The sequence below is a fragment of the Paraburkholderia sediminicola genome (assembly GCF_046030555.1).
Taxonomy (GTDB): domain Bacteria; phylum Pseudomonadota; class Gammaproteobacteria; order Burkholderiales; family Burkholderiaceae; genus Paraburkholderia; species Paraburkholderia sediminicola_E.
In genome coordinates this window covers 320,591-337,416 of record NZ_JAQQCH010000004.1, presented here as the reverse complement: position 1 = coordinate 337,416, position 16,826 = coordinate 320,591, and the positions used below count along the sequence as shown (strand labels likewise).

The following is a 16,826-nucleotide window of genomic DNA, read 5'->3' as shown; positions in this document are numbered from 1 at the left end:
ATGCCCCAGCGTTTATCGCGCCCGCACCGTGCGCGTGTACGACGCAATCATCGTCGCCAGTTCCTGCGCGGCGGGTGTGACGGGAATCGCCGCGCGCTGCAACAAACACACATTCTGTTCGACCGCTCGCTCGCGCACATTGATCGACGCAAGCGTGCTCGCAAACGGCCCGCGCTTCGCGACGATCGATGCCTCCAGTGACAGGCAGTCCGTCGCACCGACCAGATGCAGCGTCTCGTACAGGCCTTCGACTGTCGCGATGATTTTCGGCGGTGGCAAGCCGTGGCTCTGGAACAGATGATTCAGACGGTTGAGTTGCGGATCGTCAGTGAGATTCGGCGAGGGCGTCGCCACCCATGTGCAATCGACGAGTTCGGCAAGCGAGGTCGCGCCAGCTTTCGGATGGCCCCGGCGGCAGACGATCACGGGATCGGACGGATAGAGCGGCGTCACGGACAGATCGGCCGTGTCGGTATGTTTCGACACCAGCGCGACGGCGAAATCGAGCGTGCCTTCGCGAATCCACGAAATCATCATCCGCGAGGTGCCGGTGCGCACATGCACCGCGACCCGCTCAAAGCGCGCGCGGAATTCCATTAGCACCGGTGCGAAGGCGTCGACAAGCGGCTCGGTGGTCATGCCGAACGTGACCTCGCCCGCGTATTCGCCACGCAGTTGCCGCACTTCCTGCTCGGCCCGCTCGCATTCCCCGAGAATCGCGCCAGCGCGCTGCAACAGGCGCTGGCCGAGCGCGGTCAACGTGATGCCGCGGTTCGTGCGGGTGAATAAGGTCGCGCCCAGCATCGATTCGAGGTTCTGCAGCTGCTGCGTGACGCCGCTCTGGGCGATGCCAAGCGCCCGCGACGCCGCGCGGATGCTGCCGTGCTCGGCAATGGCGGTAAACGCACGCAGCTGGGAGATCGTCAACGCCATAAGGAATTTCGGTGATCAGTAAAAGTGATCATGATATTACTTTCGGGACTTCTTTGAGGCGCTGCGGAGGCATAGGATCGCTCTGTAGTAATCCGCCCAACCCACACCCGCCTCCCATGAAAATCTCGCTGATGATCTTGAGCACCGCGCTGGCTTTTAGCAGTGGTGCGTTTGCCGCCGACCCCGCCACGCTGCGCCTCGGTATCGATCCGACTTATCCGCCGATGGACTCCAAGGCGCCCGATGGCAGCTTCAAAGGTTTCGACGTCGATCTTGGCAACGAAATCTGCCGACGCATCCATGCGCGTTGCCAGTGGGTCGAACTCGAGTTCTCGGGGATGATTCCCGCGCTGCAGGCGCGCAAGATCGATGCGATCCTTTCGTCGATGGCGGTCACGGAGAAGCGTGAGCAACAGATCCTGTTCTCGTCGAAACTGTTCCAGTTCAAATCGCGGCTGATCGCGCGTCAAGGTTCAGCGCTCGCGGGCGGTATGAATGCGTTGGCCGGCAAGCAGATCGGCGTGCAATCGGGGACGCAGTTCGAAGGCTATGCGTTGAAGAATTGGGCGCCGCTTGGCGTGCATGTGGTTGCGTACAAGAGTCAGGATGAGGTGTTCGCTGACTTGCAGAACGGCCGTCTTGATGGCGCGCTGCTCGGTTCCGTTGAGGCCGACTACGGCTTTTTGCGCACACCGGCGGGGAAGGGGTTTGCGTTTGTCGGCGAGCCGCTTTCGATGGGTGATCGTGGCGTGGGCATCGGTCTGCGCAAGGATGAGACTACGGTACAGGCGTCCATTAACGGGGCGATTGCTTCGATGCTCAAGGACGGTACCTACGCGCAGATCGCGAAGAAGTACTTTGACTTCGATCCGTACGGCAATTGATTTTCCGTTTTACTTCTCTTTTACAGACCTCTCGCTCTCATGAACAAGCAATCGATTCCGCTTCTATCGCCAGCTATCGGCACGTACCGCGAACTGGTGTCGTTTCATTTTGGCCCTGTGGATAGTGGTCAAAAGATCTACATCCAGTCGTCGCTGCATGCTGATGAAACGCCGGCGATGCTGACGACGGTTTTGCTTAAGCGTCGATTGCTCGAACTGGAGAAGCAGGGTGCGCTGAACGCGGAAATCGTGCTGGTGCCGGTGGCGAATCCGGTTGGGCTTGGGCAGTACGTACTCGGGCAGTTTCTTGGGCGCTTCGATCTGGGCAGTGGCAAGAACTTCAATCGACATTTCATGCAGTTTTCGAAGTTGGTGGCGCGGGCTAAGGAGGCTTTGGGTTCGGACGCTGCGGAGAATCGGCGGATTGTTCGTGAGCTGATTGCTGCTGAACTGGCTGAACAGAAACCGTTGACTGAGTTCGAATCTTTGCAGTTAGCGTTGCTGAAGCTTTCCTTCGATGCGGATGTGGTGGTCGATTTGCATTGCTCGTTGGAAGCGGCGATGCATCTCTATACCAGTGAGGCGGCGTGGCCTGAGTTCGAGCCTTTGTCGCGGTATCTGGGCGCGCAGGCTTCGTTGCTCGCGACTAACTCTGGCGGTGAGTCGTTTGATGAGACGCATAGCCTGTTGTGGTGGAAGTTGCAGCAGGAAATGCCTGCTGATAAGCCGGTGCCTAATGGCGCGATTGCTGTGACTGTGGAGTGCCGTGGGCAGCGGGATGTTTCTTATGAAGTCGCGCAGGAGGATGCCAACGCGATCGTGGATTATCTTGGTTGGCGGAAGGCGATTCGGGTCGATGCTGTTAAGCCGCTGCCCGACCTTTTGGCGCCCGCGACGCCGCTCGCTGGCAGTGAACAATTCTATGCGCCTGTTAGCGGAATTCTGATTCATCGCGCGAAGATCGGAGACACGATTCGCGTCGGACAGGCATTGTTCGATATCGTCGATCCGTTGACGGATGAGACGACTACGCTCGTTAGTAACACCGAAGGGGTGTTTTATATGCGGCGTGCAATTCGGTTTGTGACGGCTGGGGCGCCGCTGGGGCGGGTGACTGGCACCCGAGCGTTTCGGACTGGGGTTTTGTTGGGGGCGTGAAAGTTCAGGCGAGCGCTGGACGAGTGTTACTCCATCGGCCGCGGATAATTCAGTTCAAGCAATGGAGCGCGGACCGGCCATCTGTCGCGCACCATCTGCACTTGGAGCCAAACCGGCGGTCGTGCAGCGGGCGGCGGTCAACAGCGCCGCTGACGGCACTAAGCGGCAAACTTTTGAACAGCAACTCACGATGACGTGGTTCGACCAACTGGAGTCCGTCGTCTCTTATAACTCCAACCTCTCGAACCGCTCAATGCTTACGTGTCATGCCGGGTGGTGTGGGAGGAGGGGGCAGCCTAGTGGCTGCTTCCCGCCGACTAGTGGAACAAATCAAAGGTACGAATATTTAGCTCGACCTTCCCTTTTCGCTGATGTGCACAATCTTTAGCGCCGTCCAATCTGGCTCCTGCAAAGGTCCATCTCCCCAGCGTAGGAATTCCAACTGGAACAGGCGATCCGAAGGATCAGCAAACAAAAGAACGTCGACCACCGCGCCATCAGCATCTCTCAAGGTGCCTTCATGCGGGTAGGTATGTTGGCCTCGCTCCATGGATCGCTCGTGACCATAGATATGAAATAAGGTTAACGAGCTGTCATCCAGCGTGGATTCGGCACGAGCCTTCTCCAGGTCATCTAGGAGCCTCGCTTCATCTGCGGGAGCAAGTCGCGCAGCTACGCCACGGATAAACGATTTCTCGAAGTCGGTTAGTTCCCGTTCCATGTCAGAACGCGTCGCGCTCAACTCACCGGCCACTGGACTCCAGCCAGACGCTTATATTCAGCGGGTTTCACCGAAAGACGAGGGTTCATAAATGGAGCTTCAGCGGGTTTTCTCATGGCGCGATTTCCGGTTGATTCTCGAAATCGCCCGACACTCGCTGCAAACGGGTGGGCGGGCATGTAACGAGGTTGACAGGCCGGCGCTAATTCCAAAACCGGCGAACCTTACGGTTCCCTCGCCACGGCCCGCCCATTAGAAAGGCGTGCAGAAGCTCGCGCATGGCCTGCGGAAAGGTTGCGCGGGAATTAGTATTCAGGCTGTCAAACCCGGCCGTCGAAATTGCTTCAACAGCAGCCAAAATTATAAGTGCGCCACTTTCTTAAAATTAATTTTGTTAGGCAAACTATCTAACTTTGGCCATTCGGCCTAGGGCTGATCCAACATTCCATCAGCGCAATGACATCGCACCTCTGAGCTTCGATCAAGCACCCCAAATGAAGCAGCCACCCAACCGAAGCCCAGCCACCATCCCCCGCCCTTAATTCACCACCAACACCGGCGCCACCGCCGCCGGATCACTAATACTCGGCCGTCCATTCTCCACATGCCCAGCCAGACGACGCGAGAAGCTGGCGTCATCGTTACTGGTCACCGTCAAGTCATACCAGTGATGACTCGATGCCAGCACCCAAGCCTCTTCGATATGCGCGTCTGCCGGCACCAACACCGGACGCGTCCGCGCCCCATACGCGTTATCGGTCACCGTCAACCGCGCAACACCGCCGCCCTTGTTGCTGAACTTCAAAAACACATTTCCGTTCGCAACATCGTATTGCACCTTGGCTTCCGGCAGCGCCGGCTTAGCGTGGCCATGCCAACCCGAAGCCTGCGCCGTTTGCTCCGCCGCCTGCTGCGTATCCCCCGCAAACTTGCGCACGAAACCATTCGGCCCAAACACTTCGAACGCATACACCCCGTTCGTCGACGACAGATCGAATGTCTCACGAAGCGACTTACCCGCCTCGACGGTATAACGCCACGGACCATCCGTGCGATTCGTCGAGTACACATAGAAATGTGCGCCCTGGTCGCCCGTATTGGCGATCTCGATCTCAAACGTGTTCTTCTTCACATCCGCGTGACCGTTCACGTGCAACTCATACGGCAACGCGCGTGCGAAACGAATGCCACTTTCCTGCGGATCGATCACGCCCGGTGTTGTGGGCACAGTCGGCTTCGGCTGCGTCGCGCATTGATTGTCGGCGATGCTCTTGTAGTTGCTCGTGTCCGGCAGCGGCGGCACCTTCGAGTCCGGCGTGCGGAAATCAAACGCTGTCGTCAAGTCACCACACACCGCACGACGCCATTGCGTGATGTTCGGCTCGTACACGCCAAAGCGTGTTTCGATGAAGCGAATCACCGACGTGTGATCGAACACTTGTGAGCACACGAAACCGCCCTTGCTCCACGGCGACACGATCGTCATCGGCACGCGCGGACCGAGGCCATACGGCAAGCCGTCCGCGGTATAGCTGCCGCCGCGCGCCGGATTCACCACGTTGTGAATTTCGCCGTCGGTGCTAACCGTCGACTGGCCTTGTGCGGGCGTCGTCGCCGGTTGCGGCGGCACGAGGTGATCGAAGAAACCGTCGTTCTCGTCGTACATGATGAACAACACGGTCTTGCTCCACACTTCGGGATTCGACGTCAACGCATCGAGAATCTGCGACGTGTATTCCGCGCCGTATGCGGGCGTATAGCTCGGGTGCTCGGAGTACGCAGCCGGCGGGCACAACCACGACACCTGCGGCAACTTGTTGGCCAGCACATCGGCCTTCAGGTCGTCGATAGTGCGTACGGTTTGCGCGCGTTCATACAACGGCGAACCCGGCTGCGCATTGATGAAGTTCGTGAAGTTCTGCAGGACGTTGGTGCCGTAGTTGCCGTTCAACGGATCGGCGCCCGTCAGACCCTGCTGATACACCTGCCACGAGATACCCGCGGCTTGCAGACGTTCCGGGTACGTGGTCCACGAAAGCAATTGATAATTCGGCGGACCGTCGCCGTCGACGAAATCGTTGTTGTCGAGCAGCGGGCCGCCCAGCGTGCCGGTCGGATCGACCATGCCGGTCATCAGATACGAACGGTTCGGGTGCGTCGGTCCCGGCAGCGAGCAGAAGTAGGCGTCGCAGATGGTGAATGCATCGGCCAGCGCGTAATGGAACGGAATGTCGCTGCGCAGGTGATAGCCCATCGTCATGTCGGTCTTGTTCGCGGGCCACTGGTCGTAGCGGCCGCCGTCGATCGCGGCATGGGTCTTGTACCAGGTATGGTCAAGATCGCCGACGCATTGCGCGCTGGTCGTCGCCGTGTTCAGATGGAACGGCAGCACCGGCTTGGTCGGGTCTTCCTTCGACGGTTGATACCACACCGGCTTGCCGCCCGGCAGCGGAATCGGGAAGCGGTCGTTGTAACCACGCACGCCACGCAGGTGGCCGAAGTAGTGGTCGAACGAACGGTTCTCCTGCATGAACACGACGATGTGCTCGACATCGCGGATCGTGCCGGTGCGCGAAAACGCGGGCACGGCGAGTGCATTACGAATCGACTCGGGCAGCGCGGTCAGCGCGGCAGCAGCGCCGGCTGATGAAGCCACAGTCTGCAGGAAACGGCGACGGCTATTTGATGTCATCGAATATCACCTTCTGCGGGTGGGGAAGAATAGCGCGCCTCGCGCGCCGGTGGAATCAGGTCAGTTGCTATTGGCGTTGTCGCCCGGTGCGTAATGCATCACGGGCGCGACTTGCTGGTTGTCGGCGGCCAGGCTGGCTTGCACGTTTTGTGTGATCGCGTCGGACGCTGCCGCAGGGCCGGCTGCGAGTGGCGCTGATGCGTTGAGCATGTCGGACGCCGGATTGATGGCTGAGTTTTGCGCGGTATCGCTATTGGCCGCGCTCGGCGACGAGGATATTGACGCGGAGTCGTCCGCGCCACAACCGCTCAACGCGAAAGTTGCGAGTGCAACAAAAACGAGGGTAGCCAGGCGTGCATCTCTTTTCATGTCCGCATCCAGTTTCGTGATGGCGGATGCAGTCTCCAGTCCTTTCAAGAAATAATTGTGAAACGTTTGCGAGTGTTTAAACTTGCGTCGCAATGTCAGTTGTTAGAAAGGAAATGGAAAGCAGTAAGCAGGAGAATGGTCACGTTAGTGCCATACGGTTGAAGCCCAGGCACACCGAAAGATTTGCGGCTTTGCGTACTGCGGTAAGTTCATGACACGCATCGAAAGACCTTTCGACATCACGCGTCTCGAAGACGAATGGCTCGAAGCAGACGGCTTTGGCGGTTTCGCATCGGGAACCGTCGGCACGCTGCGCACGCGCCGGTACCACGCGTTGCTGCTCAGCGCCACGCGCGCACCTGGCGGGCGTGTGGTGCTCGTCAACGGCGTCGAGGCCTGGCTCGAAGCCGACGGCAAGCGTTATCCATTGAGCATGCAGCGATACATGCCGGACGTGATCTATCCGGATCTGACCGCGAATCTTCTCGCGTTCACCACGGAGCCATGGCCGACGTGGCGTCTCCAGCTCGATTCGCAGAAGACACTGACGGCCGATGTGTTCGTGAGCAAGGCGACGCGCGAAACGGTTCTGCGTTGGCGGCTGGAAGATTCAGAAGCGGCATCTGGCGCGGGCGCGTTCATCCTGAAGGTGAGGCCGTTGCTTTCCGGTCGTGACTATCACGCGCTGCACCACGAAAACCCCGCGTTCAACTTCAACGCGCAGACAAGCGGCAATCAGGCCTGTGTGAGCTGGCAGCCCTACGGCGATCTGCCGGTCATCAATGCGGCGACCAATGGCATCTACACGCACGCGCCTGATTGGTACCGAAACTTCTGCTACGTTCGCGAGCGCGAGCGTGGCCTCGATTTCAGCGAAGACCTCGCCACGCCCGGTGTGTTCAATTTCAATCTGGCCGATGGCGAAGCGGTGATGATCCTTAGTGCATCGATCGCATCATCAGCGTCGGCATCAGCATCAGCATCAGCATCAGCATCGGTTTCGGTTTCGGTTTCGGTTTCGGCATCGGCATCGGCATCGGCATCGGCTTCGGCGACAGACCGGGCCGGAACGAAGACAGCCTCCTATGCAGCTGACTCAACAGGCACCGCCGCCCTTCCAACGAAGCCGGCAGACGCGAACGCCGCCGCGGCTCGGGCAACGGCCTCGACAAGCAGACAACCCGCCGCCCACGCAACTGAACTCGCGCGCATCGAACAGCAGCGCCGCAGCGCGCTCGGCGCACGCCTGCAGCGTTCCGCCGACGCCTACGTCGCAGTGCGTAACGAAGGCCGCACGATTCTCGCCGGCTTCCCATGGTTCACCGATTGGGGTCGCGACACGTTCATCGCCATGCGCGGCTTGCTGATTGCAACGGGCCGCCTTGCTGAAGCCGAAGCGATCCTGCTCGAATGGTCGGGTACGTTATCCGAAGGCATGCTGCCGAACCGCTTCCCCGACTACGGCGACACCCCGGAATTCAACTCCGTCGATGCATCGTTATGGTTCATCATCGCCGTCCACGACTATCTGGCGACGAACCACCCGAAGGCCGACACCCGAACGCGCCTGCAGCAGGCAGCCGAAGCCATTCTCACCGGCTACACGAACGGCACGCGCTTCAATATCAAGGCATCCATCGACGACGGCCTCCTGAGCGCCGGCACCTCCGGCGTGCAACTGACGTGGATGGATGCAAAGGTCGGCGACTGGGTGGTCACGCCGCGCATCGGCAAGCCCGTGGAAGTGCAGGCGCTCTGGATCAACGCATTGCGCATTGCAGCAACGTGGAACCCGCAATGGCAGCAGCCTGCGGAACGCGCGTCGCGAGCGTTTCATGACCGCTTTACCGATCCGTCGACACAAGCGCTCGTCGACAACGTCGACGTGGATTTCGTCAAAGGCGCAGTGGACCGGTCGATCCGCCCGAATCAGATCTTTGCCGTAGGCGGCCTGCCGTTTCCGTTACTCGAAGGCGCGGCGGCGCGCGCGGTGGTCGATCAGGTCGAAGCGCAGTTGCTCACGCCACTCGGCCTCCGAACACTCGCCCCGTCTGATCCGGCCTACCGCGGGCACTACGGCGGTCCGCCGCTGGAGCGCGATGGCGCCTATCATCAGGGTACGGTCTGGCCATGGCTGTTAGGTCCGTTCGTCGAAGCATGGCTACGGGTTCACGGCGCCGAAGCGGACGCCCATGCACAAGCCAAAGCGCGCTTCCTCGACCCTCTGTACGCGCATCTCGATCACGCCGGCCTCGACCATCTCTCCGAGATAGCCGATGGCGATGCGCCGCACACGCCCGCCGGCACGCCGTTTCAGGCGTGGTCGCTGGGGGAGTTGCTACGCATTGAAAACCTGCTTGCCCGGTTGGAGTCCGTCGCCGCTTAAACCGCGCTACGATGTGAGTCCCGCCGCCAGGCCCGACGCAAGGACGTAGTCATGCCACCGCTGCGCGCTGCCAATCTGCTCGCCACTATTGAAGGTTCACGCCTGCATTCCGCCGATTGCGCCCATTGGCAGCGCTGGGGGCCGCATCTCAGCGAGCGTCAGTGGGGCACGGTGCGCGAGGATTACAGCCCGGACGGCACCGCCTGGGACAACTTTCCACACGACCATGCGCGCAGCCGCGCCTACCGTTGGGGCGAAGACGGCATTGCCGGTTTCGGCGACGACAAACTCAGCTGGTGCGTGTCGCTCGCGCTGTGGAATCGCAAAGACGCGATCCTGAAGGAGCGCCTGTTCGGTGTTACCAACGCGCAGGGCAATCATGGCGAGGACGTGAAGGAGCTGTATTTCTACGTCGACGGTACGCCTACGCATTCGTACATGCGGATGCTCTACAAATACCCGCATGCCGCCTTTCCGTACGACGACCTGGTGCAGGAAAACGGGCGGCGCGGCGGCGACATGCCTGAATACGAGATCCTCGATACCGGCGTGTTCGACGATTTGCGTTACTTCGACGTGCAGGTCGAATACGCGAAACATGCGCCCGACGACATCCTGATGCGCGTAACGATCGAGAATCGCGCGGACCAGGCGGCCTCGCTCGATGTGCTGCCGCAGATCTGGGCGCGCAATTCATGGTCGTGGAAGGAGAACAAGGACAAGCCATCGCTCGTCGCCGGCAAAGACCGCAACGGTGAAGCCCAGGTGGTGGGGCGGCAGCACGGCCATGAGCCGATCGTCGTGACGGCGTGGTCGAAAGACACGCCGCAGATCACGTGGCTGTTTTGCGAAAACGACACCAACGTCAAGCGCCTGTTCAACATGGATGGCACCGGGCCGTTCAAGGACGGCTTCAACGATTATCTCGTACACGGCGACGAACAGGCGGTACGCCGCGACGCCGGCACCAAGGCGGCCGCGCACGCGGCGATTGAACTCGGTCCGTATGGCCGCGCCGTGGTGTACATGCGCTGGCGTCCGCAGTCGAGCCCCGATGACGCGCAACTCGACGCCGATGCGGTGTTCGCTCACCGTATCGCTGAGGCCGATGAATTCTATGGCGCACTGCAGCACGAGATTGCCGATCCCGACGCCCGCCTCGTGCAGCGTCAGGCGCTCGCCGGCATGCTGTGGTCCAAGCAGTACTACCAGTACGACGTGCAGCGCTGGCTCGAAGGCGATCCGCTGCAACCCAAGCCGCCCGAGTCGCGCAAACGCGGCCGCAATTCGGAGTGGCGGCATCTGTGCAACGCGGACATCGTGTCGATGCCCGACAAGTGGGAATACCCGTGGTACGCGTCATGGGACCTGGCGTTTCACGCAACCGCGTTCGCGCTGATCGATCCAACGTTTGCCAAACGTCAATTGCTGCTATTGGTGAAGGACCGTTATCAGCATCCCAACGGCCAGCTGCCCGCCTATGAATGGGCGCTCGGCGACGCGAACCCGCCTGTGCATGCCTGGGCTGCGTGGCGCGTCTATGAAATCGACCGTGCGCTGACCGGCAACGCGGACCGCGATTTTCTGGAACTCGTCTTCCACAAGCTGCTGTTGAATTTCACGTGGTGGGTGAACCGCAAGGATGCGGACGGCCGCAACGTTTTTCAGGGCGGTTTTCTTGGGCTGGACAACGTCGGCATCTTCGACCGCTCGTCGCCGCTGCCGACCGGCGGTCATATCGATCAGGCCGACGGTACCGCATGGATGGCCGCATACGCGCTCGACCTGATGCGGATCGCGCTCGAACTCGCGTATGCAAACCACGTGTTCGTCGATATCGGCGTGAAGTTTTTCGAGCACTTCCTGTATATCGCCGAGGCTGTGAGTTGCGACGACGATTGCGATACCGGCCTATGGGATACCGAAGACGAGTTCTTCTACGACAAACTGCGCTTGCCCGACGGCAGCAATATCCCGATGCGCCTGCGCTCGATCGTCGGCCTGATTCCGCTGTTCGCCGTGCATGTTCTCGAAGAACGTTTGCATGGCAGCTTGCCCGGTCTGCGCGAGCGGCTCGTCTGGTTCCTCGAACATCGGCCCGATCTGGCGAAGCTGGTGTCGCGCTGGAATGAGCCCGGCAAGGGCAATGCGCTTCTGCTCTCGCTGTTGCGTGGGCATCGGATGAAAGCGTTGCTGCGCCGTGCGCTCGACGAAAGCGAATTTCTCTCCGATCACGGCGTGCGGGCGCTGTCACGATTCCATCGCGACAACCCGTTCGTGTTCAACCACAACGGCACCAGCGTTACCGTCAAGTATCTGCCGGCCGAGTCCGACACACGCGTGTTCGGCGGCAATTCGAACTGGCGCGGTCCGGTGTGGATGCCGGTGAACTATCTGCTGATCGAATCGCTGTACGAATTTCATCGCTATTACGGCGACGATTTCCGCGTCGAGTATCCGACCGGCTCGGGGCAGAAGCTCTCGCTCAGAGAAATCGGCGACGACCTGGCGCGCCGGGCAACCACGCTGTTCCTGAAGGACAAAAACGGCGAACGTCCGGTGATGGGTGCGTATCCGCTATTGCAGGCCGACCCACGTTCGCGCGATCTCGTGCTGTTTCATGAGTATTTTCATGGCGACAACGGGCGTGGTGTGGGCGCATCGCATCAAACCGGCTGGACCGGGCTGGTGGCGTTGCTCCTGCAACCGAGGGCGATGGCAGCATCGGGGAATGTGCCGCTGGCAGGCGAGCCGGACCGGGCGCCCATGCCTGCGGCGACTTCCGCGCCAGCGCCCGCGCCAGCGTGTCCACCCGAGTCCGCGTCCGAACCTGCGCCGGCGCTGACAGCGACGGTGAGCAAGTAGCGAGCCGTGACCAGGCAGTCAGTAGCGACTTACCCGCGCGAGGTTACATAAGCCATACAGCGCGGAGGGCAGGTTTAGTGCCCGTTTTTGAACTGTGTGGGTTCAAGCGTGGTCTTTCATGTACCGCCACGTCCGTTCCATTGGCTTCCTTAAGCGAATCCCATGTCGACTACTCCGAACACCTCAACGTCCGCCAGCCCCGAACCCAGTTGCAAAGTCAGCGCGAGCCCGCATGATGCGCCGCCGTCGCCGGCCGGCAAGCGGCCTGCGCCACCTTGCACGCTGGTGATCTTCGGTGCGGGCGGCGACCTGACTAAACGGCTACTGATGCCGGCGCTCTACAACCTTGCTGTGGATGGCCTGCTCGACGGTGGCATGAAGATCATTGGCGTGAATCACGGCGAGCGCGAGACGAGCGAATGGCGTGACGACTTGCACAAGTCGCTGCAACAGTTCGCCGCCGACAAAGCCAGCACCTTCCACGCCGGCAAGCTCGACGACAAAGCGTGGGACTGGGTCGCACAACGGCTCGAATACATGGCCGGCGAGTTTGAAACCGACGACACCTTCACGAAGCTCAAGCAGAAGCTCGATCAATCGCCGGGCGGTAACGTTATTTTTTACCTGGCGGTCAGCTCGCGCTTTTTCAAACCGATCGTCGAGCATCTGGGTAAAGCAGGCTTGCTGAAAGAAGGCGAGGGTGACAGTGGCGGATTCCGCCGCATCGTGATCGAGAAGCCGTTCGGCACCGATCTCGCGTCAGCGCGCGATCTGAACGCGCATATTCTGTCCTACGCGGACGAGTCGCAGGTGTATCGCATCGATCACTTCCTCGGTAAGGACACCGTGCAGAGCATTCTCGCGGTGCGTTTTGCGAATGCCTTATTCGAACCGATCTGGCGGCGCGAATATATCGATAGCGTGCAGATCACCGCGGCCGAAACGATCGGCGTGGAGGGGCGCGGCAAGTTCTATGAGCAGACCGGCGCGTTCCGCGACATGCTGCCGAACCACCTGTTCCAGTTGCTCGGCATGGTCGCGATGGAACCGCCCAATTCGTTCGATGCCGAAGCCGTGCGCGACAAGAAGGCTGAAATCTTCGACGCGATCCAGCCGCTGACCGCTGACGACGTCGTCTTCGGTCAATACGAAAAGGGTCCGGCGGGCATCGGTTATCGCGAGGAACCGGACGTCGCGCCGGGCAGCACGACCGAAACCTACGCCGCCGCACGCGTGCACGTCGAGAACTGGCGTTGGGCAGGTGTGCCGTTCTATCTGCGCACCGGTAAGCGGCTGGCTGCGCGCCGCACGGAGATCTCGGTGCAACTGAAGCCGGTGCCGTTCCGCCTGTTCCGCGACACACCGGTCGACGCACTGACGCCGAATGTGCTGACTTTGCGCATTGATCCCGCGCACGGCACGAGTTTCGACTTCAATGTCAAAACGCCAGGGCCGGTGATGCAGATCGGCGCGGTGCAATCGTCATTCGACTATGCGGACTTCTTCGCGGAACAGGCCAACGTTGGCTACGAGACTTTGCTGTACGACTGCATGCTCGGCGACGAGACACTGTTCCAGCGAGCGGACAGCATTGAAACGAGCTGGGCCGCAGTAGATGACGTACTGCATCCGAAGACCGGCGGCGCGATGCCGGTACGCGGTTACGCCGCCGGTAGCGAAGGCCCTGCGGAAGCGGATGCACTGCTTGCACGCAACGGCCACGCGTGGCGGCCTTTGCAAAAGAATGCCGTCGAAAAGAAGTAACTCCATGAGATGCACCAACACAATCGGGGGACACCGTGGCCACACGTAAGACGAAAGTAAAAAGCAGTACCGAGCGGATTCTGGCGATCGATGTCGGTGGCACAGGCTTGAAAGCCGCGATCATCGATGCAGACGGACAGATGAAAACCGAGCGTTTGCGTGTGGCGACGCCGCATCCGTGCACGCCGGATCAACTGGTGGATGCGTTGGTGAAGCTGGTCGAGCCGCTTGTCGAAAAGGAGCCGCCCACGCTCATGTCGATCGGTTTTCCTGGCGTGGTGCGCAACAACCGCATTCTCACGGCGCCGCACTTTGGCGTTGAAGGCTGGCACGACGTTCCGCTAGCGGATTCGCTGGCGCAGCGCCTCGGTGGTTTGCCGGTGCGGATGATCAACGATGCGGAGATGCAGGGCTTTGCCGCCATCCAGGGCCATGGAATCGAACTCGTGCTGACGCTCGGCACGGGCGCGGGCACGGCGCTGTTCCGCGATGGCGAGTTGATGCCCCACCTCGAGCTTGCGCATCATCCGGTCAGCAAGAAGGGGGTGGCGTATGACGAGTACATCGGCGACGCGGCACGCGACAAGGCAGGAAATAAGCGCTGGAATCGCCGGGTCCAGAAGGTGATCGGGATTCTTGATTCGCTGGTGAACTACGACAAGCTGTGGATTGGCGGTGGCAACGCGGCGCGGCTGACGATCAAGTTGCCCGCGAACGTCGCGACGGTATCGAACGATGCGGGGATTGAAGGCGGCGCACGCCTGTGGCATCCGAAGTCTTTGCGTGAGACGCGGCAGTTGCCGGAAGCCAATAAGCGGACCGGCCCGTTCAAGTGATATGTGATTCGCCGATGGATTTGTTGCTCGTCGGCGGAATAAAGCACTCGGTCGATACGTTTGCCATTAACGACCGTGGCGCGTGTTTGCTGCGCTACGGCCTTTTTTCAGGTTAGCTAACTTATAGCCGGGGGCGACTCACAATGACTCGAAGCGAAAACGCTGGGGTTGCACGGGGCCTGTTATGTGTCGGCTTGTGTGCCGTGCTGACTTTTTCTGCGGCTGCAGCCCGCGCGGCGGATGCATTCGCGCTGTCGTCGCCGGGGTTGGCTGACGGCGGCACGCTGGATTCGAGCCACGCGGCGAGCGCGAATAACTGCGGTGGCGGGAATGTGTCGCCCGCTCTGCAATGGCGAAATGCGCCAGCCGGCACGAAGAGTTACGCGATTACTATTTTCGATCCGGACGGCGCCAAGGGACTGGGGATCGTGCACTGGGTGGTATATGGCGTTGCGCCTTCGGCGACCGGGCTGGGTGCCGGTGCTACGCCGCCGGCCGGCAGCGTGGGCGGCACGAACCGGACTGGCGGCCCCGGATATTACGGGCCATGCCCGCCGGTCGGCGAGGTGCCGCATCATTATGTCGCGCAGATTTATGCGCTTGATTTACCGCCCGACGCATTGCCGGCAGGACTGACACGGGACGCGTTGCTGGCAGCAATGAAGGATCATGTGCTTGCTGCGACCAGCACGGTGCTGCGATACGGACGGTGATTGTTCCGCCTTTGCGGCGGCGGCCGGCTAACCGCGGCCGCCGTCAAAGGCAGCACTTAAAGACGGCACTTAAAGGCAGCACATTACCTGGCTGCGTCACCCCATCGATATTCAAAAGTTACTTCATCAAGCTGCGCCTTGACTTGCGCGTCGAGCACAAGCTCTGAAGCCGCGAGCGTGTCGCTCAACTGCTCAGCGCGACTGGCGCCGATAATCGCCGATGTAATCAGCGGATTCGCCAACACCCACGCAAGAGAAACCCGAGTCAACGACTCGCCAGTCGGCGCAGCGATCGCCTTCAACTTCTCGATCGTTTCGAACTCGCGCTTATGCCAATACCGTTCCTGGTACATCGCCCCGGCCTTCCCGACGACATCGGTAAATCGCCCGGACGCCGGCGCGGCATCCATCCGATGCTTACCCGTCAGCAAGCCTCCCGCCAGCGGGTTATAGGGCATCACGGCTAATTGCTCTTCGGCCGCCAAAGGTAACAACTCACGCTCGATCTGCCGGAACAACAAGTTATACCGCGGCTGCACGGATACGAACCGCGACACGCGCAATACGTCAGCGCGACCCAATGCCCGCGCCAGCCGATAGGCGAGGAAATTCGACACGCCGATATAGCGCGCCTTGCCAGATCGGACGATCACGTCCAGTGCCTCCAGCGTCTCATCGAGCGGGGTATTCGCATCATCGGAATGGAGTTGGTACAGGTCCACGTAATCCGTGCCGAGCCGCCGTAGGGAGGCATCGACCGCATCCAGCAGATGCTTGCGCGATGCGCCTTGGTCCCATGCCGACGGCCCCATCTTGCCCACCGCCTTCGTCGCCAGAATGAAGCGGTCGCGTTTGCCCTTCAGCCACCGTCCGACGATCTCCTCCGTGCGCCCGGCAATGCTCTCGCCGCCGCCGAGCGGGTAAACATTGGCGGTGTCGATGAAGTTCACGCCGGCATCCGCCGCCGTGTCGAGAATGCGATGCGAAACGTCTTCTTCAGTCTGTAGGCCGAAGGTCATCGTCCCCAGACACAGGCGCGAGACGGTCAGGCCGGTGCGGCCGAATTTGCGGTATTGCATGGTCAACTCCGAAGATGGACGGAACAGTTGCGGTATGCGGTGTTGCAAAAAGGATAAACGGTGTGGCGATTTCGTGTTTGGCCGCCGGCGCATTCAGGGTTGACAAACCGTCAGCATTTAGAAAGTTTGTCCTGCTGCTCAATTGATAGGCGCGAGTGGCAATGCCCTCGCCGCTGGGGCCCCATTGCTTGGGGCGGGACGTCGACTCCATCATCAATTGGCAGAAGTTGACGCGCTTATCTCAGACATACGCCTGCCGGTTTATTCATCTAACGAATAGCCACAATCGTCCTGCAAGGTGCGGCTGGATATTACAAATTTGTAATGTATAGCTAACGATGGAACAGTGGAATTACATATTCCATACGTTAGTAAAAAACGGAAATAATTCGATTACGCCCGGTAAGGTTTGGCGCGATTGATGCG

Annotated in this window: 12 protein-coding genes; 7 read left to right on the top strand and 5 right to left on the bottom strand. The window is 60.4% G+C overall.

The window, feature by feature from the left end; genetic code table 11:
- Positions 1-12 precede the first annotated feature (12 nt).
- Positions 13-933 carry a LysR substrate-binding domain-containing protein gene (locus PQQ52_RS09175; RefSeq protein WP_408209423.1) on the bottom strand — a complete coding sequence of 307 codons (921 nt, stop codon included), beginning with the start codon at positions 931-933 and terminating at the stop codon, positions 13-15.
- Between the two features lie 116 nt (positions 934-1,049).
- Here PQQ52_RS09175 and PQQ52_RS09170 point away from each other — a divergent pair, with 116 nt between their 5' ends.
- Together PQQ52_RS09170 and PQQ52_RS09165 are read left to right on the top strand one after the other, a co-directional pair.
- Positions 1,050-1,817 (top strand): transporter substrate-binding domain-containing protein, encoded by a 768-nt coding sequence (locus PQQ52_RS09170; RefSeq protein WP_408209420.1) that lies wholly within the window; start codon positions 1,050-1,052, stop codon positions 1,815-1,817.
- A gap of 39 nt (positions 1,818-1,856) precedes the next feature.
- Positions 1,857-2,975 carry a succinylglutamate desuccinylase/aspartoacylase family protein gene (locus PQQ52_RS09165; RefSeq protein WP_408209418.1) on the top strand — a complete coding sequence of 373 codons (1,119 nt, stop codon included), beginning with the start codon at positions 1,857-1,859 and terminating at the stop codon, positions 2,973-2,975.
- Between the two features lie 346 nt (positions 2,976-3,321).
- Here the strand turns inward: PQQ52_RS09165 and PQQ52_RS09160 are convergent, their stop codons facing one another.
- From PQQ52_RS09160 to PQQ52_RS09150, 3 genes are all read right to left on the bottom strand, one after another.
- Complete coding sequence (locus PQQ52_RS09160; RefSeq protein ID WP_408209416.1) at positions 3,322-3,696, bottom strand: DUF6984 family protein; 375 nt, start codon at positions 3,694-3,696, stop codon at positions 3,322-3,324.
- Between the two features lie 538 nt (positions 3,697-4,234).
- The gene (locus PQQ52_RS09155; protein ID WP_408209413.1) at positions 4,235-6,388 is read right to left on the bottom strand and encodes a phosphocholine-specific phospholipase C; all 2,154 of its coding nucleotides are present in this window, start codon (positions 6,386-6,388) and stop codon (positions 4,235-4,237) included.
- Between the two features lie 60 nt (positions 6,389-6,448).
- Positions 6,449-6,757 (bottom strand): hypothetical protein, encoded by a 309-nt coding sequence (locus PQQ52_RS09150; protein WP_408209410.1) that lies wholly within the window; start codon positions 6,755-6,757, stop codon positions 6,449-6,451.
- A 211-nt stretch (positions 6,758-6,968) separates the two neighbouring features.
- Here PQQ52_RS09150 and PQQ52_RS09145 point away from each other — a divergent pair, with 211 nt between their 5' ends.
- From PQQ52_RS09145 to PQQ52_RS09125, 5 genes are all read left to right on the top strand, one after another.
- Positions 6,969-9,143, top strand: a complete 2,175-nt coding sequence (locus tag PQQ52_RS09145) for an amylo-alpha-1,6-glucosidase (protein WP_408209408.1) — start codon at positions 6,969-6,971, stop codon at positions 9,141-9,143.
- Positions 9,144-9,194: 51 nt separating this feature from the next.
- Positions 9,195-12,008, top strand: a complete 2,814-nt coding sequence (locus PQQ52_RS09140) for an MGH1-like glycoside hydrolase domain-containing protein (protein ID WP_408209406.1) — start codon at positions 9,195-9,197, stop codon at positions 12,006-12,008.
- A gap of 162 nt (positions 12,009-12,170) precedes the next feature.
- Positions 12,171-13,772, top strand: coding sequence for a glucose-6-phosphate dehydrogenase (gene zwf / locus PQQ52_RS09135; RefSeq protein WP_408209403.1), 1,602 nt, complete (start codon positions 12,171-12,173; stop codon positions 13,770-13,772).
- A gap of 35 nt (positions 13,773-13,807) precedes the next feature.
- Entirely contained in the window at positions 13,808-14,608 is an 801-nt protein-coding gene (locus PQQ52_RS09130; RefSeq protein WP_408209400.1) for an ROK family protein, read from the top strand.
- Positions 14,609-14,751: 143 nt separating this feature from the next.
- Positions 14,752-15,321 carry a YbhB/YbcL family Raf kinase inhibitor-like protein gene (locus tag PQQ52_RS09125; RefSeq protein ID WP_408209398.1) on the top strand — a complete coding sequence of 190 codons (570 nt, stop codon included), beginning with the start codon at positions 14,752-14,754 and terminating at the stop codon, positions 15,319-15,321.
- An 83-nt stretch (positions 15,322-15,404) separates the two neighbouring features.
- Here the strand turns inward: PQQ52_RS09125 and PQQ52_RS09120 are convergent, their stop codons facing one another.
- Positions 15,405-16,400, bottom strand: coding sequence for an aldo/keto reductase (locus PQQ52_RS09120; protein ID WP_408209396.1), 996 nt, complete (start codon positions 16,398-16,400; stop codon positions 15,405-15,407).
- Positions 16,401-16,826: the final 426 nt, after the last annotated feature.

Excerpts from the sequence above, each read along its gene's own strand:
- PQQ52_RS09155 (WP_408209413.1), bottom strand. The coding sequence starts at position 6,388 with ATGACATCAAATAGCCGTCGCCGTTTCCTGCAGACTGTGGCTTCATCA.
- PQQ52_RS09125 (WP_408209398.1), top strand. The coding sequence starts at position 14,752 with ATGACTCGAAGCGAAAACGCTGGGGTTGCACGGGGCCTGTTATGTGTC.
- PQQ52_RS09120 (WP_408209396.1), bottom strand. The coding sequence starts at position 16,400 with ATGCAATACCGCAAATTCGGCCGCACCGGCCTGACCGTCTCGCGCCTG.
- PQQ52_RS09170 (WP_408209420.1), top strand. The coding sequence starts at position 1,050 with ATGAAAATCTCGCTGATGATCTTGAGCACCGCGCTGGCTTTTAGCAGT.
- zwf (WP_408209403.1), top strand. The coding sequence starts at position 12,171 with ATGTCGACTACTCCGAACACCTCAACGTCCGCCAGCCCCGAACCCAGT.
- PQQ52_RS09160 (WP_408209416.1), bottom strand. The coding sequence starts at position 3,696 with ATGGAACGGGAACTAACCGACTTCGAGAAATCGTTTATCCGTGGCGTA.
- PQQ52_RS09140 (WP_408209406.1), top strand. The coding sequence starts at position 9,195 with ATGCCACCGCTGCGCGCTGCCAATCTGCTCGCCACTATTGAAGGTTCA.
- PQQ52_RS09175 (WP_408209423.1), bottom strand. The coding sequence starts at position 933 with ATGGCGTTGACGATCTCCCAGCTGCGTGCGTTTACCGCCATTGCCGAG.
- PQQ52_RS09165 (WP_408209418.1), top strand. The coding sequence starts at position 1,857 with ATGAACAAGCAATCGATTCCGCTTCTATCGCCAGCTATCGGCACGTAC.
- PQQ52_RS09150 (WP_408209410.1), bottom strand. The coding sequence starts at position 6,757 with ATGAAAAGAGATGCACGCCTGGCTACCCTCGTTTTTGTTGCACTCGCA.
- PQQ52_RS09145 (WP_408209408.1), top strand. The coding sequence starts at position 6,969 with ATGACACGCATCGAAAGACCTTTCGACATCACGCGTCTCGAAGACGAA.